The 24,126-nt window shown below is 71.4% G+C and carries 22 protein-coding genes; 15 read left to right on the top strand and 7 right to left on the bottom strand.

Features of this window, described 5'->3' with window-relative positions; translation table 11 throughout:
* Positions 1-142 precede the first annotated feature (142 nt).
* From SMD20_RS22745 to SMD20_RS22770, 6 genes are all read right to left on the bottom strand, one after another.
* Positions 143-1,195, bottom strand: coding sequence for a hypothetical protein (locus SMD20_RS22745; RefSeq protein ID WP_329584306.1), 1,053 nt, complete (start codon positions 1,193-1,195; stop codon positions 143-145).
* Positions 1,185-2,465, bottom strand: coding sequence for a Gfo/Idh/MocA family protein (locus SMD20_RS22750; protein ID WP_329584307.1), 1,281 nt, complete (start codon positions 2,463-2,465; stop codon positions 1,185-1,187). Before SMD20_RS22750 ends, SMD20_RS22745 begins: the two co-directional genes overlap by 11 nt.
* 8 nt (positions 2,466-2,473) lie before the next feature.
* Positions 2,474-3,760 (bottom strand): extracellular solute-binding protein, encoded by a 1,287-nt coding sequence (locus tag SMD20_RS22755; protein WP_329584309.1) that lies wholly within the window; start codon positions 3,758-3,760, stop codon positions 2,474-2,476.
* 48 nt (positions 3,761-3,808) lie between these two features.
* The gene (locus SMD20_RS22760) at positions 3,809-4,579 is read right to left on the bottom strand and encodes a carbohydrate ABC transporter permease (protein WP_442942604.1); all 771 of its coding nucleotides are present in this window, start codon (positions 4,577-4,579) and stop codon (positions 3,809-3,811) included.
* Between the two features lie 82 nt (positions 4,580-4,661).
* Positions 4,662-5,621 carry a carbohydrate ABC transporter permease gene (locus SMD20_RS22765; protein WP_329584312.1) on the bottom strand — a complete coding sequence of 320 codons (960 nt, stop codon included), beginning with the start codon at positions 5,619-5,621 and terminating at the stop codon, positions 4,662-4,664.
* Positions 5,622-5,834: 213 nt separating this feature from the next.
* Positions 5,835-6,788 carry a LacI family DNA-binding transcriptional regulator gene (locus tag SMD20_RS22770; RefSeq protein WP_329584315.1) on the bottom strand — a complete coding sequence of 318 codons (954 nt, stop codon included), beginning with the start codon at positions 6,786-6,788 and terminating at the stop codon, positions 5,835-5,837.
* A 192-nt stretch (positions 6,789-6,980) separates the two neighbouring features.
* Here SMD20_RS22770 and SMD20_RS22775 point away from each other — a divergent pair, with 192 nt between their 5' ends.
* From SMD20_RS22775 to SMD20_RS22790, 4 genes are read left to right on the top strand one after another with little or no spacing between them, the layout of a single operon-like run.
* Positions 6,981-7,871 carry an NAD-dependent epimerase/dehydratase family protein gene (locus tag SMD20_RS22775; protein WP_329584317.1) on the top strand — a complete coding sequence of 297 codons (891 nt, stop codon included), beginning with the start codon at positions 6,981-6,983 and terminating at the stop codon, positions 7,869-7,871.
* Positions 7,871-8,743 carry a 5-dehydro-4-deoxyglucarate dehydratase gene (locus SMD20_RS22780; protein ID WP_329584318.1) on the top strand — a complete coding sequence of 291 codons (873 nt, stop codon included), beginning with the start codon at positions 7,871-7,873 and terminating at the stop codon, positions 8,741-8,743. The genes SMD20_RS22775 and SMD20_RS22780 overlap by 1 nt, the downstream gene beginning before the upstream one ends.
* Positions 8,740-9,792, top strand: a complete 1,053-nt coding sequence (locus tag SMD20_RS22785; protein ID WP_329584320.1) for a mandelate racemase/muconate lactonizing enzyme family protein — start codon at positions 8,740-8,742, stop codon at positions 9,790-9,792. The genes SMD20_RS22780 and SMD20_RS22785 overlap by 4 nt, the downstream gene beginning before the upstream one ends.
* Positions 9,792-11,705 (top strand): DUF6807 family protein, encoded by a 1,914-nt coding sequence (locus tag SMD20_RS22790; protein ID WP_329584323.1) that lies wholly within the window; start codon positions 9,792-9,794, stop codon positions 11,703-11,705. The genes SMD20_RS22785 and SMD20_RS22790 overlap by 1 nt, the downstream gene beginning before the upstream one ends.
* Positions 11,706-11,716: 11 nt before the next feature.
* Here the strand turns inward: SMD20_RS22790 and SMD20_RS22795 are convergent, their stop codons facing one another.
* Complete coding sequence (locus SMD20_RS22795) at positions 11,717-12,403, bottom strand: TetR family transcriptional regulator (RefSeq protein WP_329584325.1); 687 nt, start codon at positions 12,401-12,403, stop codon at positions 11,717-11,719.
* An 89-nt stretch (positions 12,404-12,492) separates the two neighbouring features.
* Here SMD20_RS22795 and SMD20_RS22800 point away from each other — a divergent pair, with 89 nt between their 5' ends.
* The 11 genes from SMD20_RS22800 (at position 12,493) to SMD20_RS22850 (ending at position 24,106) form a co-directional block, all read left to right on the top strand.
* The gene (locus SMD20_RS22800; protein ID WP_329584327.1) at positions 12,493-14,121 is read left to right on the top strand and encodes an ABC transporter substrate-binding protein; all 1,629 of its coding nucleotides are present in this window, start codon (positions 12,493-12,495) and stop codon (positions 14,119-14,121) included.
* On the top strand, positions 14,118-15,056 hold the full coding sequence (locus tag SMD20_RS22805; RefSeq protein ID WP_329584329.1) for an ABC transporter permease: 939 nt from the start codon (positions 14,118-14,120) through the stop codon (positions 15,054-15,056). Before SMD20_RS22800 ends, SMD20_RS22805 begins: the two co-directional genes overlap by 4 nt.
* Positions 15,049-16,944, top strand: a complete 1,896-nt coding sequence (locus tag SMD20_RS22810; RefSeq protein ID WP_329584331.1) for a dipeptide/oligopeptide/nickel ABC transporter permease/ATP-binding protein — start codon at positions 15,049-15,051, stop codon at positions 16,942-16,944. Before SMD20_RS22805 ends, SMD20_RS22810 begins: the two co-directional genes overlap by 8 nt.
* Entirely contained in the window at positions 16,934-17,908 is a 975-nt protein-coding gene (locus SMD20_RS22815; protein WP_329584333.1) for an ABC transporter ATP-binding protein, read from the top strand. Before SMD20_RS22810 ends, SMD20_RS22815 begins: the two co-directional genes overlap by 11 nt.
* Positions 17,909-17,916: 8 nt before the next feature.
* Positions 17,917-19,140, top strand: a complete 1,224-nt coding sequence (locus tag SMD20_RS22820; protein WP_329584334.1) for an acyl-CoA dehydrogenase family protein — start codon at positions 17,917-17,919, stop codon at positions 19,138-19,140.
* A 107-nt stretch (positions 19,141-19,247) separates the two neighbouring features.
* The gene (locus SMD20_RS22825; protein ID WP_329584335.1) at positions 19,248-20,222 is read left to right on the top strand and encodes an NAD(P)-dependent alcohol dehydrogenase; all 975 of its coding nucleotides are present in this window, start codon (positions 19,248-19,250) and stop codon (positions 20,220-20,222) included.
* A 46-nt stretch (positions 20,223-20,268) separates the two neighbouring features.
* The gene (locus SMD20_RS22830) at positions 20,269-20,811 is read left to right on the top strand and encodes an HdeD family acid-resistance protein (RefSeq protein ID WP_329584337.1); all 543 of its coding nucleotides are present in this window, start codon (positions 20,269-20,271) and stop codon (positions 20,809-20,811) included.
* 40 nt (positions 20,812-20,851) lie between these two features.
* Positions 20,852-21,706, top strand: a complete 855-nt coding sequence (locus SMD20_RS22835) for an SDR family oxidoreductase (protein WP_329584339.1) — start codon at positions 20,852-20,854, stop codon at positions 21,704-21,706.
* A 54-nt stretch (positions 21,707-21,760) separates the two neighbouring features.
* A complete protein-coding gene (locus SMD20_RS22840) occupies positions 21,761-22,114 on the top strand; it encodes a hypothetical protein (protein ID WP_329584341.1) in 354 nt (117 codons plus the stop codon).
* Positions 22,115-22,125: 11 nt separating this feature from the next.
* Positions 22,126-22,944 (top strand): universal stress protein, encoded by an 819-nt coding sequence (locus SMD20_RS22845; protein WP_329584343.1) that lies wholly within the window; start codon positions 22,126-22,128, stop codon positions 22,942-22,944.
* A gap of 118 nt (positions 22,945-23,062) precedes the next feature.
* Positions 23,063-24,106: a cellulose binding domain-containing protein gene (locus SMD20_RS22850; RefSeq protein ID WP_329584346.1), complete on the top strand. Its 1,044-nt coding sequence runs from the start codon at positions 23,063-23,065 to the stop codon at positions 24,104-24,106.
* The last annotated feature ends 20 nt before the right edge of the window (positions 24,107-24,126 follow it).

A 24,126-nucleotide genomic window follows, 5' to 3' on the forward strand; every position in this document is an offset into this window, starting at 1 on the left:
TCGCCTCGACCATTGTCCCGATGGTCACGTATACCACCGCTTCCTGGTGATCCGGTGGCAGAACGACAACCGTCGCACTGCCTTACTGGAGCCCAAGAGACGGAAACGACAGACGCGTGACAGGAATCAGGGAGATCTTTTTTTACCCGACGCGCAGGGCGCCGGCCAGCCAGTCGAAGGCCCGTTCCTGCATCGGCACGTCGAAGCTGTGCGGCACGTCGGCGAAGACCGCCTCGTACGCGCCGGGCACGTCCCGGTAGCGGGCGGCGATCGTCTCGTGGGCGCGGCGCATGCCCGCGGCGGGGAACAGCTCGTCGCGGGTGGCGTACTGGACCATGAGGGGGGCGGGCGCGCGGGCGGCCACCAGGTCGGGCCAGTCGCCCAGGCGCGGCAGGCCCGGCGGGTAGAACATCCAGGTGTGCCGGGCCACGTGCCCGTCCAGCAGGTCGCGGTAGCTGCTGGCCATCGCGGCCACCACGACCGCGTCCATGTGCTCGTCGAACGCGCCGAGCAGCCCGGCGCGCAGGCCGCCGCCCGACAGGCCCGCGCAGCCGGTCCTGGACACGTCGGGGCGGGAACGCAGGTACGCCGCGGCGGCCAGGTCCTCGCCGGCGACGACCCCGGCGAACGAGGTGCCGAGCACGGCGCAGTGCTTGGCCACCACGTGCTCGTGGGCGCGGGCGGCGGCATCGTAGCGGTCGGCCTCGCTCTCCTGGCCCGGCGGGAGGTCGAGGGGGAAGCGGCGGCTGCCCCACACGAACACGTCGTGCGCGAGGACCACGAAACCGCGGCGGGCCAGGGCGTTGGCGAACGCCCGGCCGCCGTAGAGCTCCGCGCGCAGCCTCGCCACCTCCGGGGACGGGCCCTCCGGGGCGTCGGCGATCTTCTCCTTGCCGGCCCACTTCATGCCGGCGTGGCAGTGCAGCGCCACCACGCCGGGGAGCGGGCCGGTCGCGTCGGCGGGCTTGAGCAGGAAGGCGCGGGTGCGCGGGCCGAAGCCGACGGACCAGGACAGCTCCTCGCCGTACAGGTCGCCGTCGGTCCAGGTGCGCTCCACCCGCACGTCCCCGGCGCGCAGGTCGAGCACCCCCAGCGCGTCCCGCGCCGCCTCCCGCAGCCGCGGACCGGGCTCCGGATAGAGCCCGAACTGCGCCCCGGCGACCTGGGCCAGCTCCCGGAAGAGCTCAGCTGACACGGGTGCCGTGGTCCGACAAGTGGACCGGGGCGCCGGTGCGGGCGGAGAGGGTGGCGGCGACGCCGGTCAGCACGCTGCGGATGCCGTCGCGGTAACCCGCCTGGCGGGCCAGCGGGTCGTTGTCCGGCCCGCGGAAGACGTCGTTCAGCAGCAGCCGGTCGCCGCCTCCGTGCCCGCCCGCGCCGCTCTCGATGGTGATCTCCTCCGGCTCGCTCCAGTGCCGCCGCAGCAGCAGCCGCTCCGACGAGCCGGTGGCGTGCTCCTTGGCCGCCGCGCTCGGGTCGATGGCCGCGTGCGGCGGCGTCCACTCCCGCTCGACGACGTCCAGCTCCAGCCGCCCGGCGGTGCCGTTGAAGGCGATCCGGTAGCCTTCCCACGGAGCGTGGGCGTGCAGCGAGTAGGTGAGGACCGCCCGGTTGGTGTAGCGCACCAGCACCGACATGTTGTCGTCGATGTCGATGCCCTCGCCGAAGACGTCCTGGTCCCGGACGTAGCCGTCCTCGTGCTCGGCGTCCAGGTAGAGGCGCTTGAGCCGGGGGTCGGCGGAGATGTCCAGGATGAACGGGTCCGAGCCCAGCCCCGGAGCGCCCTGCCCTCGCTCGGGGCGCTCGTCGAGGCCGCGCTTCCTGGCGTTGCCGGCGCCGTAGAAACGCAGGTCGGTCTGGGCGAAGACGAGCTCGGGCGCGGCGTCGAGCCACCAGTTGACCAGGTCGAAGTGGTGGGTCGACTTGTGCACGAGCAGCCCGCCCGAGCTGGCCCGCTGCCGGTGCCAGCGGCGGAAGTAGTCGGCGCCGTGGATGGTGTCCAGCGTCCACTCGAAGTGCACGGAGGTCACCTCGCCGATCGCGCCCTCCATGAGCAGCCGCCGCACCGCGGAGTTGCGCGGCGAGTAGCGGTAGTTGAAGGTGACGATCAGCTTGCCGCTGCTGCGCTCGGCGGCGGCGGCGATGGCCGCGCAGCCCTCGGCGTCCACGGTGAGCGGCTTCTCGACGATGACGTCCCGACCGGCGTCGAGCGCCGCGCACACGTAGCGGGCGTGCGTGGCGTCGACGGTCGTGACGATGACCGCGTCGGCGAGCTCGAGCACCTTGTCGAACTCATCGGGCGCGAAGCACGGCACCTCCTGGCCGATCCGCTCGACGTAGTAGTCCATGCGGGTCCGGTTGAGGTCGCACAGGGCGACGATGGTGCCGGCGTCACGCCACTCTCCGAGCAGCGCGTCGACGTACATCTGCGCGCGGTGCCCGAGCCCGACGAACGCGTACCTCATGTCTCTCCTTAGCCGGCGATGGAGGCGTTGGCCTCCGTGATGAACTTCTGGGCGGCGTCGTCAGGCGTCATCCGGCCGAACATGACCTCCTCGGAGTACCGGGTGAGGATGTCCTCCATGGCGCTGGCGCCCTTCGGCGGGGCGGCCGGCGGGTCGGACATCTCGCCGCGGGTCTTGTCGAGGAAGTCGAGCGTCTTCTTGTCGGCCTCCGGCAGCTTGTCCCGGACCGCCGCCAGCACCTTGGAGCTGGCGGGCAGGCCGCGGTCGCTGAGGATGATCTGACCCGCCTCGGGGTCGTTGACCATGAAGTCGATGAACTTGGCCGCCTCGGCCGCGTGCGCGGACTTGGAGGAGGCGGTGTAGAACATGGCGGGCTGCAGGAACATGCCGCCGGTGGTCGCGCCCTGGACCTTCGGCATGCGCAGCAGCTCCAGGTTCTGGCCGGACGCCTTCGCCGCCGCGCCGAGCTGGTTGCTCCACCACATGCCCATCGCGCCGCTGTTGGTGCCGAGCAGCGACTGGTCGATGCTGGTGGCGCCGATCTCGGAGCTCTTGGCGGCGTCGGGGGCGCCCTTGGTCTTGATCAGGTTCTGCATGATGCCCCACCAGTCCTTGATGGTCTGGGGGCTCAGGCCGAGCTTGTTGCCGTTGTAGAAGGGCTCGCCCTTCTGCGCGGCGTAGATCTGGAGGTAGGCCGGGTTCCAGCTGAGCTGGGTGCCGATCTGCTTGCCGCCGCTCCCGGAGGTGATCTTCGAGGCGAACTGCACGAAGTCGTCCCAGGTCCACGAGGTGTCGTCGGGCAGCTTGGCGCCACTGCTCTCGACCGCGGCCGGGTTGACGATCAGCGAGAAGGCGTTCACGCCCGTGGGGATGGCGAACTGCTTGCCGTCGATCGCGCCGGTGGACAGGACCTTGGCGTCGATGTCGGCCGTGTTGACCTTGCTGGCCAGGTCGGCCAGCGTGCCGCGGTCGGCGTACTCGCGCAGGCCGCGGATCTCCAGGGTGATCACGTCCGGGGCGTCGTTGCCGGCGACCTTCGTGGACAGCGTCTCGTAGTAGCTGGCGAAGTCGGAGAACTCGCCCTCGATGTCGATGGTGGGGTTCTTGGCCTCGAACTTCTTGATGGCCTCTTCGGTCATCTTCTGCCGAGCGTCGCTGCCCCAGTAGGAGAAGCGCAGCTTGATCTTGCCGTCGGCGGACTCGCCGCCGCTGCCGCCACTGCCGCACGCCGCGGTGACCGCCAGCACGGCGGTGGCCAGCAGCGCCGCCGACCACATCTTCTTGCCAGAGCTCACGGCTCTACCTCCTAGGGGGTGTTCGGTTGGGGGGTGGGGAGGAAAGGACTACTTCAGGCCGGTGGTGGCCACGCCGCGGATCAGGTACTTCTGGCCGACCAGGAAGAAACCGAAGATCGGCCCCAGCGCGACGATCGACATGGCGAACATCGGCCCCCAGGACGAGTCGCTGCTGGCGTCCAGGAACGTGCGCAGCGCCACCGTGACGGTGAAGTTGTCCGGGTTGTTGAGGTAAAGAAGCTGGCTGAGGAAGTCGTTCCACGTCCAGATGAACGTGAAGATCGCGGTCGTGGCCAGGGCCGGCAGGCAGAGCGGCATGACGACCCTGAGGTAGATCCGCCAGTATCCCGCCCCATCGATCTCGGCCGCCTCGTCCAGTTCTCTGGGCAGTGTACGGATGAACTGCACCATCAGGAAGACGAAGAACGCGTCCGTCGCCAGCACCTTCGGCATCACCAGTGGCCAGATGGTGTTGATCAGGTCGAGCTCGGAGAACATGATGTACTGCGGCACGATCACCACGTGGTGCGGCAGCATGATCGTGCCCAGCATGAGGGCGAACCAGAGCTTCTTCAGCGGGAAGTTCAGCCGGGCGAAGGCGTAGGCGGCCAGCGAGCAGGCCACCAGGTTCGCCACCACCGACAGCGCGGTGATCACGGCCGAGTTCCACAGGTAGTAGCCGAAGGGGTGCTTGAGCGCGTACCAGCCCTCGGTGTAGTTCTCCAGCGTGACCGTGCTCGGCCACAGGCCCGGCTCCCGGAAGATCAGCTCCTCCGGCTTGAGCGAGCTGGAGATCATCCAGAGCAGCGGGTACAGCATGACCAGGCCGAAGCCGATCAGCAGCACGTGCTTGACCCAGGGTCCGCCGGTGAGCGGGCGGAACAGGGCCGGGACCGGCCGCCTACTTGTCGTCGCCATAGAAGACCCAATACTTGGAAGCGAGGAAGTTCACCCCGGTGAGGGCCGCGATGATGAGCAGCAGGACCCACGCCATCGCGGCGGCGTAGCCCATGTCGTAGCTCTTGAAGCCCTTGAGGTAGAGGTAGAGGGTGTAGAACAGCGTCGAGTCGGCGGGGCCGCCCTTGCCGTTGCTCACGATGAAGGCCTGCGTGAACGACTGGAACGACTTGATGATCTCCAGCACGAGGTTGAAGAAGATGATCGGCGTCAGCAGCGGCATCGTGATCGACTGGAACTGGCGGAACACGCCCGCGCCGTCCACCGACGCCGCCTCGTAGTAGCTCGACGGGATCTGGCGCAGGCCGGCCAGGAAGATGATCATCGGGGCGCCGAACGTCCAGACGTGTAGGAGGATCAGCGTGCCGAGCGCGGTGTCGGGGTCGCCCACCCAGCCCTGACCCTCGATGCCGAAGATCGCGAGCACCGCGTTGACCAGGCCGTCCGCGCCGAACACCTTGCGCCAGAGGATGGCGATGGCGACGCTGCCGCCCAGCAGGGAGGGCAGGTAGAAGATCGAGCGGTAGAACGACAGGCCGCGCAGCCCGCGGTCGAGCACGAGCGCCAGCGCGAGGGCGAAGGCCAACTGCAGCGGGACCGAGACGACCACGTAGATGGTGGTCACCTTGAGCGAGGAGATGAACCTCGGGTCCTCGGTGAACATCTTGACGTAGTTGTCCAGCCCGATCCACTTGGCCTCCTGGAGGAGGCTGTAGTCGGTGAAGGAGAGGTAGAGAGAGGCGAAGATCGGACCGATCGTGATGACGAGCAGGCCGACGAACCAGGGCGCCAGGAAGAGGTAGGCGGCCCGCGCCTCGCGGCGGGAACGTTGGGTGGAGCGGTGACCGCCCTGCGCGGGTGGACTCGCCGCCTTCCGGGGCTTCACCGCCACCGAGTCAGCCATGACGGAACTCATTCGTCATCACGGACCTTCCGGCGAAATGTGAATGGATAGCGCTTTCCTATAGCTGCCGGGAAAGTTACGTCAACCCTTTGCAGGCGTTACATAGCCGTTACCGATATATCGCCACGGCGTTTCCCCTGGTGACACGGGCGCCCTCCGGAGAAGTCAGACGAATTTGCTTCTGGGTTAGTACAACCGGTTGCAGCAGGCACGCTATCGTGGCGCTGCGGTCGAGTCCCTGACGACCAGCCTGGTCTCCAGCGACGTCGTGGCGGCCACCTCCTGGATGAGCAGGTCGACCGCCAACCGGCCGGCGGCTGCCGTCGGCATGGCCACGGTGGTGAGCTTGGGCCGATTGAGCCGCCCTGGAACGATATCGTCGATCCCCACCACGGAGACGTCCGCCGGCACCTCCAGCCCGAGATCGCCGAGCCCCTCGATGAGCCCGATGGCCACGAGGTCGTTGTAGGCGAGCACGCCGGTCACCCCCGACTCGCGCACCCGCTCGGCGGCGCCGAAGCCGCCCCGCTCGGTCGGCGCGTTCGGCCCGATGACCACCAGCTCGACGCCGGGCACCTGCCCGGCGGCGGTGCGGATCTCGTCGCTCGTCCACGAGCCGGCCGGCCCCGTCACCAGGGCGACGCGGCGGTGCCCGAGCCCGGCCAGGTGCTCGACCGCGAGCCTCGCGCCGTGGCCGACGTCCATCAGCACGGTGGCCGCGCCGCGCAGCCGCCGGTTGATCACCACGAACGGCACCCGCTCGGCCAGCCGCTCCAGCACCTTGTTGGAGGAGCGCGGACTGCACAGCACCACGCCGTCCACCTGCTTGGAGAAGGCCTGGATCAGCTCCTCCTCGGCGGCCGGCTCCTCGTCGGTGTCGGCCACGAACAGGTGGTAGTCGCGCTGCCTGGCGGCCGCGTGCGCCGCCTTGATCAACGGGGGGAAGAACGGGTTGGCGATGTCGGCCACGATGAGCCCGAGGTTGTGCGTACGCCCGGTCGTGAGCGCCCGCGCCGCCCTGTTGGGGCGGTAACCCAGCTCCTCGGCCACCGTCAGCACCCTGCTACGGGTGGCGGCGTTGACCATGTGGGGCGCGGAGAACGTCCGCGACACCGTGGACACATGCACGCCGGACGCCCGGGCCACATCACGAATCGTCACTGTCACAAACCCTCACCCTAACGCAACCGCTTGCAGGCCCCATGGGTACGCTGAAAGCGCTTGCCGGTCCACGCCACACCCGGGCCGACCGGAAACCCCCTGGTAGCACCAGCGCCACGAAATCCCCTCTTGACGCCCCGGCCCTGGGGACACAAAGGTTTAGTGCAACTGTTTGCAGTCTTGAAGGAGCCCCTCACGGTGAGCAGAGTCCTCGTCACCGGAAGCGCAGGACGCCTCGGCCGCAGTGTGGTCGCCACGCTGGCGGCGGCCGGGCACGAGGTCATCGGCGTCGACAGCGCCCCCGGGACACCGGCGGAGGCCGCGGCCGTCTTACCGGCCGACCTCACCGACACGGGAGAGGCGTTCGAGGTCGTCGCGCGTTTCCGCCCCGAGTCGGTGATCCACCTGGCGGCCATCGCCACGCCGTTCAGCCGCCCCGAGTCGGTGATCTTCAAGGTCAACACGCAGCTCGCGTTCAACGTGTGCGAGGCCTCGGTGACGCTCGGCGTGCGGAACGTGGTGATCGCCAGCAGCCCCACGGTGATCGGCTACGGGGCGCCGGGCGGATGGGCGCCGGCGTACCTGCCGATCGACGAGGAGCACCCGGTGCGGCCCTGGAACGCGTACAACCTGTCGAAGGTGGCCGCCGAGCAGACCATGAAGACGTTCGCCGAGGCCGGCACCACGCACTTCGCCGCCATCAGGCCGTGCTTCGTCATCGCCCCCGAGGAGTGGGCCGGCGCCCCCACGCAGTCGGGCCACACGCTCACCGAGCGGCTGGACCGGCCGGAGCTGGGCGGGGTGTCGCTGTTCAACTACGTGGACGCCCGCGACGCCGCCGAGTTCACCGGCGTGCTCATCGAGGCGCTGCCCGAACTGCCGAACGGCGAGGTGTTCTTCGTCGGCGCCGCCGACGCCCTCGCCAGGGAGCCGCTGGCCGAGCTGCTTCCCCAGGTGGTGCCGGGCACCGAACCGTACGCGGCGGGGCTCACCGGCGCCTCCCCCGCCTTCTCGACCACCAAGGCAGAGCGTCTGCTCGGCTGGCAGGCCAAGCGGAGCTGGCGTACCGAGCTCAAGGAAGGCTCCTGATGAACCTCAGCGGTGTGCTGTTCTTCCCCGTCACCCCCTTCGACGCCGAGGGCGGGCTCGCCGAGGAGGTGCTGGCCGAGCACATCAGGCAGGGCCTGGAGCACGGGCCGGGCGGCGTGTTCGCCGCCTGCGGCACCGGCGAGTTCTCCGCGCTCTCCGAGGCCGAGCACGAGCGCGTGATCCGGGTGGCGGCCGACGTGGTGCGCGGGCGGGTGCCGCTGTTCGCGGGCGCGGGCGGGCCGCTCGGCGCGGCGCTCAGCCAGGCGCGGGCCGCGCGGGCGGCCGGGGCCGACGGGCTGCTGCTCATGCCGCCTTACCTGGCGCAGGGGCCGGGGCACGGCTTCCGCGCGTACGTCGAGGCGGTCGCGGCCGAGCTGCCGGTGATCGTCTACCAGCGCGGCTCGGTGGTGCTGGAGCCGGAGGCCGTGGTCGAGCTGGCCGGCGTCCCCGGCGTGATCGGGCTCAAGGACGGCCTCGGCGACATCGACCGCATGCAGCGGACCGTGCTCGCGGTGCGCGAGACGCACCCCGGCTTCCTGTTCTTCAACGGGCTGCCGACGGCGGAGCTGACCATGCCCGCCTACCGGGGCATCGGGGTGGAGCTGTACTCCAGCGCGGTGTTCGCGTTCGCGCCGGAGATCGCGAAGGCGTACCTGAACGGCGACGAGCGGCTGCTCACCGAGTTCTACGCCCCCCTCGTACGGCTGCGCGGCAAGGTCCCCGGCTACCCGGTCGCCCTGGTCAAGGCCGGCGTACGGCTGCGCGGCCTGGACGCGGGCCCGGTCCGCCCGCCGCTCGTGGACGTGACCGAGGAGCACCTGGCGGAGCTGGAGGCGCTGATCAAGAGCGGCCTGGAGCTGGCGGCGTCATGACGGTCGCCGACCTGCGCACCGAGCTGCGCACCGCCCCGCTCCCCCGCCCGTGGGGCGCCGACGTGCCGGCCAACCACGTGATCGTCACCCACGTCACGCTCAAGGACGGCCGCACCGGCACCGGGTTCGCGTGGACGCCGCAGATCGGCGCGCACGCCGTACGGGCGCTGCTCGACCACGACCTGCGCGAGGCGCTGATCGGCCTGCCCCCGCACCCGGAGGTGGTGTGGGACCGGCTCTGGCGGCACGCGCGCGAGGCCGGCCCCGGCGGGATCACCACGATCGCGCTGGCCGGGATCGACCTCGCCCTGTGGGACCTGCGCTGCGGCGAGGCCGCCCTGCCCGACGTGCTCGGCCGGCGGCGCGACGAGGTGCCGGTCTACGGCAGCGGCGTCAACCTGCACTACTCGCTGGAGGAGCTGGTCGAGCAGGCCCGCCGCTGGACGGCCGCCGGGCTCCGGGGCGTCAAGATCAAGGTGGGCCGTCCCGACCTGGCCGAGGACGTCGCCAGGGTCGCCGCCGTCCGCGAGGTCATCGGCCCCGACCGGCTGCTGATGATCGACGCCAACCAGCGCTGGGACCTGCACCGCGCCCGGCGGGCCATCGCCGCGCTGCGGGAGTTCGGCCTGCACTGGATCGAGGAGCCGCTGCCCGCCGACGACGTGGCCGCGCACGTGGAGCTGCGCCGCTCCATCGACGTGCCGATCGCCGTCGGCGAGAACGTCTACACCACCTACGGCTTCCGCGACCTGCTCGCCGCCGGAGCCTGCGACGTGGTGCAGCCGAACGTGGTCAGGGTCGGCGGCATCACGCCGTTCCTGCGGATCGCCGAGCTGGCGAGGACGTACGACGTGCCGGTCTACCCGCACCTGCTGAGCGAGCTGTCCGGGCAGCTCGCGCTGGCCCTGCCGCTGCCGGCCATGGCCGAGGACGTGGAGGACGCCTCCTTCGCGGCGCTCGGGCTGCTGCGGGAGCCGTACCCGGTGGAGGTGTCCGGAGGAATGCTGCGCGCGGGCGGGCACGCCGGACTGGGACTGAGGTGGACGTGATGGAGAAGGTCGTTCTCGCCGGGGCCAACGGGCACGGCCGGCACCACCTGGGCAACCTGCGGGCGCTGGCCGCCCAAGGGCTCGTCGAGCTGGTCGGGATCTGCGACGTGCGGCCGGTCGAGGTCGACTTCGGCACGCCGCTGCAGTCGCCCGACCTGGGCGAGCTGATCGAGAAGACCGGCGCGGAGTTCACCGTCATCTGCACGCCGATCCACACGCACGCCGACCTCGCGGTGACCGCGCTGCGCGCCGGCTCCCACGTGCTGCTGGAGAAGCCCCCCGCGCCCAGCCCGGACGAGCACCGGCGGATCGCGGCGGCGGTCGAGGAGACCGGGCGGGCGCTCCAGGTCGGCTTCCAGTCGCTCGGCTCGGCGGCCGTCCCCGCGCTGCGCGAGCTGATCGCGAGCGGCGCGCTCGGTGCCGTGCGCGGCATCGGCGGCGCGGGCGCGTGGGAACGGCCGGCGGCGTACTTCACCCGCTCGGCCTGGGCCGGCAAGCGCCGGCTGAACGGCGTGGACGTCGTGGACGGCGCGCTCACCAACCCGTTCGCGCACGCCGTCGCGACCGCGCTGGCGCTCGCCGACAGCGGCGTCGCCGGCATCGAGACCGAGCTCTACCACGCCAACCCGATCGAGTCGGACGACACCTCCTGCGTACGGATCCGGCTCGACGACGGGCTGACGATCACGATCGCGGTGTCGCTGTGCGCGGCCGAGCGGCACGAGCCGTACCTCGTCGTGCACGGCGACCGGGGCCGCGCCACGCTCGTCTACACCCAGGACCAGCTCCGGGTCGAGCACGCGGACGGCTCGGTCACCACCACCGTCCACGAGCGCGCCGGCCTGCTGGAGAACCTGATCGACCACGTCAGGACGGGCGCGGAGCTGCTGGTGCCGCTGGCCCGTACCGAGGCGTTCACCCAGGTCCTGGACGCCGTGCGGCGCGCCCCCGAGCCGCTGCCGATCCCCGAGCGGCACCAGGTGGCCGAGCGGGACGCGGCGGGTGAGGTCGTGCGCAGGCTGCTGCCCGGCATCGCCGAGCTGACCGCCCGCAGCGCGGACGAGCTGGCGCTCTACTCCGAGCTGGACGCGCCGTGGTCGCGGGTGAACCTGCTGGTCGGCGGCGCGGAGGTGGCCGCGTACGAGATCCGGCCCGACCTGCCGCCCAACGACTCGCCCCGGCCGTACCTGCACCGGGTGCGCACACTGGCCGGCGTCGAGGTCACCGAGGTGCGGCCCGAGGACCACGTGCACCACCTGGGCGCGGGCGTGGCGATCTCGGACCTCGGCGGGGTGAACTTCTGGGGCGGGCGCACGTACGTCAAGGACCAGGGGCCGACCTGGCTCGACGACCACGGCACGCAACGGCACCGGGCCTTCACCCGGCTCGCCGACGACGGCTTCACGGAGGAGCTGGAGTGGGCGGGCCCGGACGGGCGGGTCGTGGCGCGCGAGGAGCGCGTCGTCGCCGCCCGGCCGCTGGGGGACGGCGCCTGGGCGCTGGACTTCGCGTTCACGCTGACGAACCTCACCGGGGCGCCCGTCGAGGTCAACAGCTCGGCCACCAAGGGGCGCGCGGGGGCGGGCTACGGCGGCTTCTTCTGGCGCGCGCCCGGCACGTCCACGGACCGGGCGACGCTCCCCGGCGGCGAGGAGGCCGTGCACGGGAGCCGCGACCGGTGGGTGGCGCTGTCCGGCACCGACCCGGACGGGCGGGACTGGACGCTGGTGTTCGTCCAGGACGACGGCGACGCCTGGTTCGTCCGCAACACGGAGTATCCGGGGGTGGGGCAGGCGCTGGCCTGGGACCGGCCGCTGGTCGTCGATGAACGGCTGACCCGCCGGGTCGTCACGATCGTCGCCGACGGCCGCCTCACCGCCGACCAGGCCGCCGCCCTCGCCGACCAGGTCTGACGCGGGCCCCTTCACCCTTCGCTGCCGCCGGCCTCGGGCTCGCCGGGTGGCGAAGGGTTGCGGGGGCCGGTGGCCTCGTGGCGGAGGAGGCGGAGGGCGCCGCGCGAGAGTGCCGTCAGGATGTCGGCGCACTCGTCCAGATCGGGGTAGCGCCCCTCCAGGTGGCCGATGGCGAGGGCGTTGGTGGCGGCGTTGATGCCCTCGGCGATCATCTCCAGCCGCCGCCGGTCCCGCTCGTCGTCGGCGGTGTAGCCGAGCGCGGCCAGGTCGGCGGCGTGGTGGTCGCGGTAGGCCGCCGCCGTCCGCACGGCGAAGTCCCGCAGCGAGGACGACGGGTCGTGCCGCGCCCGTAGCTGGATGCGCAGCAGCTCAGGATGCCGGCAACTGGCCTCCAGCGGGATGCGGAAGGTCTCGCGGTGCCGGTCGAGGTCGCCGGGCTCCTCGCGGGCCTTGCGCCGGGCCTCGCGCATCGCGCCGCGCAGCCGTTCGCCGCCTTCCTCGGCCAGCACCCGCAGCAGGTCCTGCATGTCCTTGAAGTGCACGTAGAAGCTGGACTGGGCGATCCCGGCCGCCTTGGCGACCTTGACGGTGCTCAGTTCCGCCTCGCCCTCCTGGTCGAGGATCGCGAGCGCGGCCCGGATCAGCCGCCGCCGGGTCTGGTCCTTCGCCTCGCTCCTGCTGAGCGGCGGTGTCGTCATCACGCGGTCCTCTAGGGTCTTGTGCGATTTTTCACCGATAGTACTATCGGTGAAATTGCTCTCGGGGGACGATCCGGGAGGAGGCGTGAATGAAACGCTGGAGAACGCCGGCCACGCTGTTACTGGCCACGGCCGTGCTACTAGCATGCAGCGGCCAACGCCCGGTCGCCGAACCGCCGGGCGGGGGCCCGTCGGCGGCGTCGTCGGGGCCGGCGCAGGGCGGCCGGCTGGTCTATGGGCTGAGCGCCGACGCCAACGGGTTCAACCCGGTGATCGACCAGTTCGCGGCGCAGAGCTACAGCATGGTCACCGCGATCATCGAGCCGCTGGTGGCCGTGGCCGCCGACGGGAGCTGGAAGCCGTACCTGGCGGAGTCGGTCACCCCCAACGACAAGTACGACGAGTGGACGATCAAGGTCAGGTCCGGCATCGCCTTCTCCGACGGCATCCGGCTGACCGGTGACATCGTCAAGGCCAACCTGGAGGCGCAGAAGGCGTCGCCGCTGACCGCGGCGGTGTTCGTGCCCATCAAGTCGTTCGAGCTGGCCGACCCGATGACGGTCAAGGTCAAGCTGTCGCAGCCGTGGGTCGCCTTCCCCTACTACCTGACCACCCAGACCGGCATGATCGTGCCGCCCGCCTCGCTCGCCGACCCGAAGACGGCCAGCCTCAAACCCGTCGGCACCGGGCCGTTCATCTTCAAGGAGTACGTGCCGGACAACCGCATGGTCGTCGCCAAGAACCCGCACTACTGGCGGAACGGGCTCCCCTACCTGGACGAGATCGAGTTCCGCATCCTGCCCGACAGCCAGACCCGCGCGCAGACCCTGGAGGCCGGCGGCATCGACGCCATCGGCACCTCCCGCGACGAGGACCTGACCAAGTTCGGCGCCATGAAGGACGCCTACAGCGTGCACCGGTCCGAGGGCATGGCGGTCGCCGAGTACATGTTCCTGCTCAACACCGCCGTCCCGCCGCTGGACGACGTACGCGTGCGCAGGGCACTCGCCCACGCCACCGACCGCAAGACCGTGATCTCGACCCTGCGCGGCGGGCTGACCGAGCCGGCCGACGGCCCGTGGTCGAAGGACTCCCCCTGGTACGCCGCCGGCGGCTACCCCGACTACGACCTCGCCAAGGCCACCGCCCTGGTCAAGGAGGTCGAGGCGGAGAAGGGCCCCATCCGCTTCGAGCTGATCTCCACCCCCGACCCGAACACCATGCAGGGCGTCGAGCTGGCCCAGGACATGTGGCGAAAGGCCGGCGTCGAGGTGTCGATCAAGCAGGCCGACCAGGCCGACCTGATCAACCGCGCGATCACCGGCGGCTTCCAGGCGACCGTGTGGACGCAGTTCTCCTCCCAGGACCCCGACGGCGAGTACATCTGGATGCACCAGGGTTACGCCAAGCCGGTCGGCGCGATCTCGCTCAACATGACCAGGCTCAAGGACGACCGGCTCAGCAAGGCCTTCGACGTCGGCCGGATCAGCGCCGACGAGGCCACCCGCAAGCAGGCGTACGCCACCGTGCAGGAGCGCCTGCGCGAGCTCGTCCCGTACGTGTTCGTCGACCATCTCAACACCGGCGCGATCATCGCCCGGTCGCGCGTGCAGGGCATCGGCGAGCACACGCTGCCGGACGGCGAGAAGGGGCTGCCGCTGACCGGCTCGCCCATCCCCTTCCACCCGTTCACGCAGATCTGGGTCACCCAGCGGTGATCGTCGTCCACCGGCTGGTCCGGCTCCTGATCGTGCTGCTCGCGGTCACCTTCCTGTCGTACGCGCTGCTCAACCTGCTGCCCGGTGATCCGGTCACGCAGATCCTGGGCCTGTCGGCGACGGAGGAGGCCCGCGCGCAGGTGCGCCAGGAGCTGGGCCTCGACCAGCCGCTGCTGGTGCGCTACCTCGACTGGCTGGGCGGGATCGCGACCGGCGACTTCGGCACCTCGTACATCACCCGGATGCCGGTCGCCGCCGAGCTGGCCGAACGCCTTCCCGTCACGCTGGAGCTGCTGGTCGCGGCGCAGGTCATCGCGCTCGGCCTGGCGATCCCGATCGGCGTGGCCGCCGCCCGCCGCGCCGGCCGGGCCCTCGACCAGGCGCTCACCACCCTCAGCTTCGCGCTGCTGTCCACGCCCGTGTTCGTGCTCGGCGTGCTGCTCATCCTGGTCTTCGCGGTGACCTGGCAGGTCGTGCCCGCGACCGGGTGGACGCCGATCTCGCTCGACCTGGGATGGAACCTGACGTCGGTGATCCTGCCTGCGGTCACGCTGGGCTGCGGGCAGCTCGCCGTCTACGCGCGGCTGCTGCGTACCGACCTGATCGCCACCCTCCAGGAGGACTACATCACGCTCGCCCGCGCCCGCGGGCTGTCGCCGCGCCGCATCCTGTGGCGGCACGCGCTGCGCCCGTCCGCCATCACGCTCATCACCGCCGTCGGACTCAACCTGGGCGCGCTCATCGGCGGCGCGGTCATCATCGAGACCCTCTTCGGGCTGCCCGGCGTCGGGCGGCTCATCGTCGACTCCATCTTCTCCCGGGATTACCTGTCCGTTCAGGGAGGCGTCGTGCTGATCTCGGTCGGCTACGTGGCCATCAACGTCGCGGTGGACCTCGTGTACGCCGCCGTGGACCCCAGGATCCGTCGTGCGTAGCGCCCTGAAGCGGGGGTCGCGCCTCGGGCTCGGCTTCTGGCTGGCGACCGGCTGGATCCTGCTGGTGCTGCTGGCCGCGCTGCTGGCGGACGTGCTGCCGCTGGCCCGCTACGACGAGACGCTGGCCGGCCCGCCCCGGTCGGGGCCCTCGCCCGCGCACCCCTTCGGCACCGACGGGCTCGGCCGCGACGTGCTGAGCCGCGTGGTGTACGGGGCCCGCGTCTCGCTCGGCGTCGGCCTCGGCGCGGTGCTGCTCGGGCTCGCCATCGGCGCGCCGCTCGGGCTGCTCGCCGGCTACCGCAGGAAGGCCGCCGACGCGGTCATCATGGCGTTGAACGACGTGGCGCAGGCGTTCCCCGCGCTGGTCTTCGCGCTGGCCGTGGTGGCGTTCGCGGGCGCGAGCCTGCGCAACGTGATCATCGTGCTGGGCGTGCTCGGCGTGCCGTCGTGGGTGCGGCTCGTCCGCGGGTCCACGCTCACCTACGCCGGGCGGGAGTTCGTGCTCGCCGCCCGCGTGCTCGGCGCCCGCGACCGGCGCATCCTGTGGCGCGAGGTCGTGCCGAACGTCGCCGTGCCGGCCTCGTCGTACGCGTTCATCGGCATGGCCGTGGTCATCGTCGCCGAGGGCAGCCTCGCCTTCCTCGGCCTGTCGGTCCAGGCCCCCACGCCGACCTGGGGCGGCCTCATCAACGAGGGCCGCACCATCATGGAGGACGCGCCCAACGTGGTCCTCGCGCCGTCGGTCGTGATGTTCCTGACCGTGCTGTCGTTCAACCTGGTCGGCGACCGGCTGCGGGCGCTGACCGACGTGCGGGAGATCGGCCTGGAGCCGGTGCGCCAGGCGGTCGCCGCCGTCCCCGCGCCCACCGCGCCGCACCCGGTGCGGGACTGCCTGCTCCAGGCCGAGGACGTGCGGACGCACTTCGTCACCCCGCGCGGCCTGGTCAAGGCCGTGGACGGGGTCTCCTTCACGCTGGAGCGCGGCCGGACGCTGGCCGTCGTGGGCGAGTCCGGGTCGGGCAAGTCCATGCTCATCCGGTCGATCCTCGGCCTGCTGCCCGGCACGGCGGTGCGCGGCGGCACCGTCTACCTGTCCGGCGACGACCTGACCGCCCGCTCGCCCGCCGAGATGCGCTCGGTGCTCGGGCCGCGCCTCGGGACCGTCTTCCAGGACCCGATGACCGCGCTCAACCCGGTGCGGACCATCGGCGCCCAGGTGACCGAGCCGCTGCGGGTGCACCTGCGCATGGGCCGGCGGCAGGCGCGCGAGGAGGCCGTGCGGCTGCTGGCCTCGGTCGGCATCCCCGACCCCGCCCGTACGCTGCGCCGCTACCCGCACCAGCTCTCCGGCGGGATGCGGCAGCGGGTGACGATCGCCATGGCGCTGTCGTGCGGGCCCGACGTGCTGTTCGCCGACGAGCCGACGACCGCGCTCGACGTCACGATCCAGGACCAGGTGCTGCGGCTGCTGCACCGGCTGCGCGAGGAGCGCGACATGGCCGTGGTGCTGGTCAGCCACGACCTGTCGGTGGTCGCGCGGTGGGCGGACGAGGTCATCGTCATGTACGCCGGGCGGGTCGTCGAACGGGGGCCGGCGGCCGAGGTGTTCGGCCGGCCGCGCATGCCGTACACGGAGGCCCTGCTCCAGGCCGCGCCCCGGCTCACCGACCCGGCGCACCACCGGCTCCGGGTCATCTCCGGCCGGCCGCCCGACCTGGCCGACCTGCCCGCCGGGTGCGCCTTCCGCGCGCGGTGCGCGTACGCCGGGGACCGCTGCGCCACCGAGCAGCCGCCGCTGACGGAGGTGGAGGGGCGCGCGTACGCGTGCTGGCACCCGCTCCCCTTGACCGAGACCTCTCTGGAAGGGACGCACGTCGATGGCCGGTAGCGGAAACGCGCACCTGCGCCCTCGTGACGAGGTGCTGCTGCGGGTGGAGGATCTGGTCGTGGAGTTCCCCGCAGGCCGGGCCGGCCGCACGGTCAGCGCCGTCGCCGGGGTCAGCTTCGACCTGCGGAAGGGCGAGACGCTCGGCATCGTCGGCGAGTCCGGGTGCGGCAAGTCGAGCGCGGCCCGCGCCCTGGTGCAGCTGCCGCCGCCGCGCTCGGGCTCGGTGCTGCTGGACGGCCAGGAGCTGACCGCCCTGCGCGGCGAGGCCCTGCGCCGGACCCGCCGGCGGCTCCAGATGATCTTCCAGGACCCGATCTCCTCGCTCAACCCGCGCCGCCGCGTCCGCGACATCGTCGGCGAGGGCCCCCACGTGTGGCGCCTGCCCGGCGACCGGGTGGACGAGGTGCTGGAGGCGGTCGGCCTCGATCCGAGGACGGCGGCGGAGCGGCGGCCGCACGAGTTCTCGGGCGGGCAGTGCCAGCGCATCTCCATCGCCCGCGCCCTGATCCTGGAGCCCGAGGTGGTGATCTGCGACGAGCCGGTGTCGGCGCTGGACGTGTCGGTGCAGGCGCAGATCCTCAACCTGCTGGAGGACCTCAAGGCCCGCTACCGGCTGACGCTCGTGTTCATCGCCCACGACCTGGCCGTGGTGAAGAACGTGAGTGACCGCGTCATGGTGATGTACCTGGGCAAGGTGTGCGAGCTGGCGCCGGGCGAGGACCTCATCTCCCGGCCCGCGCACCCGTACACCCAGGCCCTGATCGCCTCCATCCCGAGCAGCGCCCGGCCGGCGGAGACCCTCATCACCGGCGAGCCGCCCTCCCCCGTCGACCCGCCCTCCGGCTGCCGCTTCCGTACGCGCTGCCCGCGCGCCACGGACCGCTGCTCGCTGGAGGAGCCCCAGATCCGGCAGATCGGCGAAGACCACTGGCTGGCCTGCCACAACCCCGCACCGAACCACTGAGAGGCAACATGGCCATCGACTTCACCCTCGCCCCCGAGCACGAGGAGATCCGCAAGCGGGTCCGCTCGTTCATCCAGGGCACCGTCATCCCCGCCATGGAAGAGGTGCAGGAGGGCGACCGGGACGCCTACCTGCACGCCATCTTCCGGCTCCGCTCCCAGGCGAAGGCCGAGGGCCTGTGGCTGCCGCACATGCCCAAGGAGTGGGGTGGCATGGGATTGGGGCACGTCGAGCTGGCCATGGTGCAGTCGGAGTCGGCGAAGACCCGCATCGGCCCTTGGGTGCTCAACTGCCAGGCCCCGGACGAGGGCAACATGCACACCCTGCTGCACTGGGCGACGGACGAGCAGAAGGAGAAGTATCTTCGCCCGCTGCTGGAGGGCAGCAAGATGTCCTGCTTCGCGATGACCGAGCCCGAGGTCGCGGGCTCCGACCCGACCCTCATCCGGACGACCGCCGTGCAGGACGGCGACGAATGGGTGATCAACGGCCACAAATGGTTCATCTCCAACGCCCGCCGGGCCAACTTCGCCATCCTCATCGCCCGCACCGAGCAGGACGTCCCCGAGGGCACCCGCGGCGCCACCACCGCCTTCCTCGTGGACCTGCCCAACCCCGGCTGGAAGGACGTCCGCGAGGTCGAGACCATGCACGGCTCCACCGGGCACAGCGAGATCGTCATCGAGGACCTCCGCCTGCCGGACAGCGCCGTCCTCGGCGGCCGGGGCAACGGCCACCGCCTGGGGCAGTACCGGCTCGGGCCGGCCCGCCTCGCCCACTGCATGCGCTGGATCTCCCAGGCGGAGACGGCCCTGGACATGATGGTCGACCGGGCGCTCAACCGCTACAGCCACGGCTCCCTGCTCGCCGAGAAGCAGGGCATCCAGTGGCTGATCGCCGACTCGGCGATGGAGCTCTACCAGTGCAAGCTGATGGTCCTGCACGCCGCTTCCAAGATCGACAAGGGCGAGGACTTCCGTACGGAGGTCTCGATGGCCAAGCACTTCGTCGCCAACAGCCTCAATCGCATCGTGGACCGCGCCATCCAGGTCCACGGCGCGCTGGGCTACTCGACGGACACGCCGCTGGCGAACATGTTCCAGCACGCCCGCTGGGCCCGCTTCGCCGACGGCGCGGACGAGATCCACCAGATGCGCATCGCCGAACGCACCATCGCCGCCTACCAGGCCACCGGCTCCACCAGCTCCGCCACCGGCGGCCTGCCCATCTGACCCCACCCGCCGGCGGTCCTTGGGGGCCGCCGGCACCCCCCATTTGTCCCCGTTGCCCGCCTTCATACCGGCTGCTAGCGTGATCGTCGTCGACGAGAGGACCCGCGGTGAAGGCCATTCGCCACCACGCCTACGGCGGCCCCGACGTGCTGGAACTCCAGGATGTCCCGACCCCCGAGCCCGGCGACGAGGACGTCCTGATCCGCGTCCGCGCGGCCGCGGTCAACCCCGGTGACTGGCACCTCATGCACGGCGTCCCCTACGTCCTCCGCGCCATGTCCGGCCCGAGCCGCCCGAAGAACTCCGCGCTGGGCGCCGACTTCTCCGGCCAGGTCGAGGCCGTGGGCCGCGGCGTCACCGCCTTCCGGCCGGGCGACGAGGTGTTCGGCTGCGCCGGCGGGACCTTCGCCGAGTACGTGACCGTCCGCCAGGACGGCCCCCTGCTCCCGAAGCCCGCCGGGCTGACGTTCGAACAGGCCGCCGCCGTTCCCACCTCGGCGGTCACCGCCCTGCTCGGGCTCCGTGACCACGCCCGCGTGAGCCCCGGCCAGCAGGTGCTGATCAACGGGGCGTCCGGCGGCATCGGCACGCTGGCCGTCCAGATCGCCAGGACCCTGGGCGCCGAGGTGACCGCCGTGTGCCGGACCGCCAACGCGGACCTGGTCCGCAAGCTGGGCGCGGCCCACGTCATCGACTACACCCGGCAGAGCTTCACCTCCGCCGGCACAGCCACCCGTTACGACGTCATCTTCGACAACGTCGGCAACCATCCGCTGAGCGCCTGCCGCCGGGTGCTCGCCGCGCGCGGCACCCTGATCCCCAACTCCGGCAAGGGCGGCCGCCTGCTCGGCCCCATGAACCGCATCATCGGCGGGCGCCTCCATGCGCTCTTCAGCCGTCAACGCTTCGTCAACTACGTGGCCCGCCCCGCGCGGGACAACCTCGCCGCCGTGCGCGACCTCCTGGAGCAGGGCGACCTGACCCCGGTCGTGGACCGCGTGTACGCGCTGGCCGACGCCCGCGAAGCCATGCGCCACTTCGAGACCGGCCACCCCGTGGGGAAGATCGTCCTGACCGTGTGACGGCGGGCGGAGAATGCGGTTCCCCCTCCCGGGCAGTAACCGCATTATGATCGATGATTTTCTGGGCCACTGGTGGGCCCTGGCCCTGCGGGGGGTGCTCGCCCTGATCTTCGGCATTCTGGCCGTCGCCTGGCCGGGGATCACCCTGCTGGTGCTCGCCGTCGTGTTCGGCGCGTACGCGCTCGTGGACGGCATCCTCGCCGGCGTCGCCGCCACCCGCGCGGCCAAGGATCGGCGCCTCCCGCTGATCCTGCTGGCCGTCGCCGGGGTGGTCTTCGGGATCCTGTGCCTGGTCTGGCCCGGGGTGACGGTGCTGGTCATCGCGCTGCTCATCGGGATCTGGGCGATCGTGACCGGCATCGCGGAGATCATGACGGCGATCAGGATGCGCCGCGAGATCCGGGGCGAGTGGCTGCACGTCCTCGCCGGCGCGCTGTCGGTGCTGTTCGGCGTGCTGGTGCTGGCCTGGCCGGCGACCGGGGCGCTCGCCATCGCGCTGCTCATCGGCATCTACGCCATCCTGGCCGGGATCGTGCTGATCGTCCTGGCCTTCCGGATGCGGCGGCTGCGGACGCATGCCGTCGCGTGAGGCGCGTTAGGCGGTCCGCCCCACGGGCAGACCGCTGAGCATGCCGGAAACCACACCACCACAGCAGAAGCAGCAGTACCCCGGCCGTACGGGCGAGATGTCCCCGGAGCCGCGCGACGAGATGCGCGGCTACGTCGGACGGAACCTGCTGGAAGGCAAGAAGGCGCTGATCACCGGAGGCGACTCCGGCATCGGCAGGGCCGTCGCGGTCGCCTTCGCGAAGGAGGGCGCCGACGTCGCGATCGCGTACCTGAGCGAGCACGAGGACGCCGCCCACACCCGCAAGCTGGTCGAGGAGGCCGGCCGTCGCTGCGTGCTGCTGCCGGGCGACCTCGCCGACGCGGCGCACTGCGGCTCGGTCGTCACGCAGGCGGTGTCCGAGCTGGGCGGGCTGGACGTCCTGGTCAACAACGTGGCCTACCAGGCGCCGGTGGACGGCCTGGAGGAGCTGTCCGACGAGCAGTGGGAGCACACGTTCGCGGTCAACATCCACAGCTATTTCCGCGTCACCAAGGCCGCGCTCCCCCATCTGCGCGAGGGCAGCGCGATCATCAACACGTCCTCGATCAACGGGCTGCGCGGCAACAAGACGCTCATCGACTACGCCGCCACCAAGGGCGCGATCAACGCGTTCACCTACTCCATGGCCCAGAACCTGATGGAACGCGGCATCAGGGTCAACGCCGTCGCCCCGGGACCCGTCTGGACGCCGCTGATCCCGGCGACGATGCCCGAGGGCAAGGTGGAGAAGTTCGGTGAGCAGGCGCCCATGGGACGGGCCGCCGACCCGGACGAGATCGCCCCCTCGTACGTCTTCTTCGCCGCGAACCGCATGTCGTCGTACTACACCGGCGAGGTTCTCGCCCCGATCGGCGGCGAGACGCTGCCCGGCTGAGCCCCGCGAGGTTTGCCGATCGTCCACAGCGGTACGGTCCCCATCAGGGGGAACATGAAGAAGATCGCCGCTGTAGCAGGGCTCGTGGTGGTGACCGCGATGGGAGGTCCCGCCGCCGCAGGTGATGGCATGTCGCAGCAGGAAGTCAGCCGAGAGCAGTATCAGACCCTGATCTCCCAGTGCCGCTACGCCGACACGGCCAAGGCGCGGGCGCGCTGCCGCGCCGAGGTCCCGGAGCTGTACCGCGTCGGCAGGACGGACAAGTCACTCGACTGCCGGACCTACTCCGGCATCACGGTGTGCGGCAAGCTCAGGCTCAGCAAGGCCGAGCGCCAGTGCGTACGCCACTCCGTCCAGCAGGGCCTGCCGTACCGGCGGGCCGAGGTCGAGTGCTACGCCTTGTCATGATCCTCGTCGGCGTGGACGGTTCGCGGACCGGGCTGGAGGCCGCCGCGTGGGCCGGGGCCGAGGCGGCACTGCGCCGCACGCCGCTCACCGTGGCCCACGCCGTCGCCCGCTGGGTGACCGAGAACGACAGCGGCCGCTACGCCGAGGTCGGCCGGTGGCTGCGCGAGGGCGGCGCGACCGTGCTCGCGGCGGCCGAGGACCGGGTGCGGAGGGAGCACCCGTACGTCGAGGTGCACACCGAGCTGCTGCCCGGCGATCCGCGCGCCGCGCTCATCGAGGCCGCCGCGGACGCCGAGCTGCTGGTCGTGGGCAGCCATGGGATCGGCGGCGTACGCGGGCTGCTGGTCGGGTCCGTGGCGCACGGGGTGGCCGCGCACGCCCGTACGGACGTCGTGCTGGTGCCGGCCCGGTCCACGACAGGGACACGTGGTGAGATCGTGGCCGGCGTCGACGGCTCACCCCACGGGCTGCGGGCGCTGGACTTCGCCCTGACCGAGGCGGGCAGGCGCGGCGTGCCGCTGCGGGCGGTGCACGGATGGGCCTGGCCGCAGGTCACGGGGTTCGGCCCGGCCGACCCCGACAGCGAGCAGGACGTGCTGCGCGAGCTGCGGGCGCTGGTGGCGGAGCGGCAGGAGCGGCATCCGGGCGTCACGGTCGTGACGGAGGTCGTCCACGGCCATCCCGTCGAGGTGCTCAAGGAGGCGGCGGCGGGGGCGGACCTGCTCGTGGTCGGCTCGCGCGGGCACTCCTACTTCGCCGGGCTGATCCTCGGCTCGGTCAGCCAGGCCCTGCTCCATCACGCGCCGTGCCCGCTCGCCGTCGTCCGCTGAAAGTTACACGCTCCTCTGCGACAACGCCGCAGGTCGCGGCTCCTTGACCGGTTAGCCGCTTTCCGTCGTACGACCGCGCTTTTACGATCAGCGCCAGACGACGACGGGAGAGCGGACGATGCGGAAGACCAGCGGTGCGCTGGCGGCGTTCCTGGCCCTGGCCGCGGTGGTGATGTACCTGACCGCCACGCCGGCCAGCGCGGCCGCCATCAGGATCATGCCCTTGGGAGACTCGATCACGGGGTCGCCGGGCTGCTGGCGAGCACTGCTCTGGAACAAGTTGCAGAGCGCCGGCTACACCGACATCGACTTCGTCGGCACGCTGCCGCCCCAGGGCTGCGGGGTCGCCCACGACGGCGACAACGAGGGCCACGGCGGCTACCTGGCCACGAACGTGGCCAACCAGAACCTGTTGCCCGGCTGGCTCTCCGCCACCAGGCCCGACGTCGTCATGATGCACTTCGGCACCAACGACGTATGGAGCAACATCCCGCCGGCGACGATCCTCGGCGCGTTCACCACGCTGGTGAACCAGATGCGGGCCAGCAACCCCGCCATGAAGATCCTGGTCGCCAAGATCATTCCGATGAACCCGTCAAGTTGCGCCGAGTGCGGCCAGCGCACGGTCAATTTCAACAACGCCATCCCCGCCTGGGCCGCGTCCACCTCGACCGCGCAGTCCCCCGTCACCGTGGTCGACCAGTGGACCGGCTTCAACACGGCCAGCGACACCTACGACGGGGTGCACCCGAACGCGGCCGGCGACCAGAAGATGTCGGACAAGTGGTATCCGGCACTGGTGAACGCCCTGTCCGGCGTCACCCCGACCCCGACCGTGACGCCCACCGTCACCCCCACCACCGGGGGCGGCTGCACCGCCACCTACCGGAACGCCGGCCAGTGGCAGGGCGGCTTCCAGGGCGAGGTCACCGTCAAGAACACCGGCACGACGCCGATGAGCGGCTGGACCGTGCGCTGGACGTTCGCGAACGGCCAGCAGGTCACCCAGATCTGGGGCGGCACGCTGAGCGCGAGCGGCGCGAACGTCACCGTACGCAACGAGAGCTGGAACGGCTCGCTCGCACCCGGCGCGTCCACCACGTTCGGCTTCCTGGGCTCCCAGAGCGGCACCAACACCGCCCCCAGCCCCACCTGCTCCTGACGAACCCCGCCGGTGGCCGG

Origin of the sequence: Nonomuraea sp. LP-02 (assembly GCF_036289125.1) — a bacterium.
In the GTDB taxonomy this organism is placed as follows: Bacteria; Actinomycetota; Actinomycetes; order Streptosporangiales; family Streptosporangiaceae; genus Nonomuraea; species Nonomuraea bangladeshensis.

What these genes read in the sequence shown, in the direction of transcription:
- SMD20_RS22750 (WP_329584307.1), bottom strand. Translation starts at nt 2,465, where the DNA reads ATGAGGTACGCGTTCGTCGGGCTCGGGCACCGCGCGCAGATGTACGTC.
- SMD20_RS22760 (WP_442942604.1), bottom strand. Translation starts at nt 4,579, where the DNA reads ATGCTGTACCCGCTGCTCTGGATGATCTCCAGCTCGCTCAAGCCGGAG.
- SMD20_RS22765 (WP_329584312.1), bottom strand. Translation starts at nt 5,621, where the DNA reads ATGGCTGACTCGGTGGCGGTGAAGCCCCGGAAGGCGGCGAGTCCACCC.
- SMD20_RS22780 (WP_329584318.1), top strand. Translation starts at nt 7,871, where the DNA reads ATGAACCTCAGCGGTGTGCTGTTCTTCCCCGTCACCCCCTTCGACGCC.
- SMD20_RS22785 (WP_329584320.1), top strand. Translation starts at nt 8,740, where the DNA reads ATGACGGTCGCCGACCTGCGCACCGAGCTGCGCACCGCCCCGCTCCCC.
- SMD20_RS22790 (WP_329584323.1), top strand. Translation starts at nt 9,792, where the DNA reads ATGGAGAAGGTCGTTCTCGCCGGGGCCAACGGGCACGGCCGGCACCAC.
- SMD20_RS22795 (WP_329584325.1), bottom strand. Translation starts at nt 12,403, where the DNA reads ATGACGACACCGCCGCTCAGCAGGAGCGAGGCGAAGGACCAGACCCGG.
- SMD20_RS22800 (WP_329584327.1), top strand. Translation starts at nt 12,493, where the DNA reads ATGAAACGCTGGAGAACGCCGGCCACGCTGTTACTGGCCACGGCCGTG.
- SMD20_RS22815 (WP_329584333.1), top strand. Translation starts at nt 16,934, where the DNA reads ATGGCCGGTAGCGGAAACGCGCACCTGCGCCCTCGTGACGAGGTGCTG.
- SMD20_RS22820 (WP_329584334.1), top strand. Translation starts at nt 17,917, where the DNA reads ATGGCCATCGACTTCACCCTCGCCCCCGAGCACGAGGAGATCCGCAAG.
- SMD20_RS22830 (WP_329584337.1), top strand. Translation starts at nt 20,269, where the DNA reads ATGATCGATGATTTTCTGGGCCACTGGTGGGCCCTGGCCCTGCGGGGG.
- SMD20_RS22835 (WP_329584339.1), top strand. Translation starts at nt 20,852, where the DNA reads ATGCCGGAAACCACACCACCACAGCAGAAGCAGCAGTACCCCGGCCGT.
- SMD20_RS22840 (WP_329584341.1), top strand. Translation starts at nt 21,761, where the DNA reads ATGAAGAAGATCGCCGCTGTAGCAGGGCTCGTGGTGGTGACCGCGATG.
- SMD20_RS22850 (WP_329584346.1), top strand. Translation starts at nt 23,063, where the DNA reads ATGCGGAAGACCAGCGGTGCGCTGGCGGCGTTCCTGGCCCTGGCCGCG.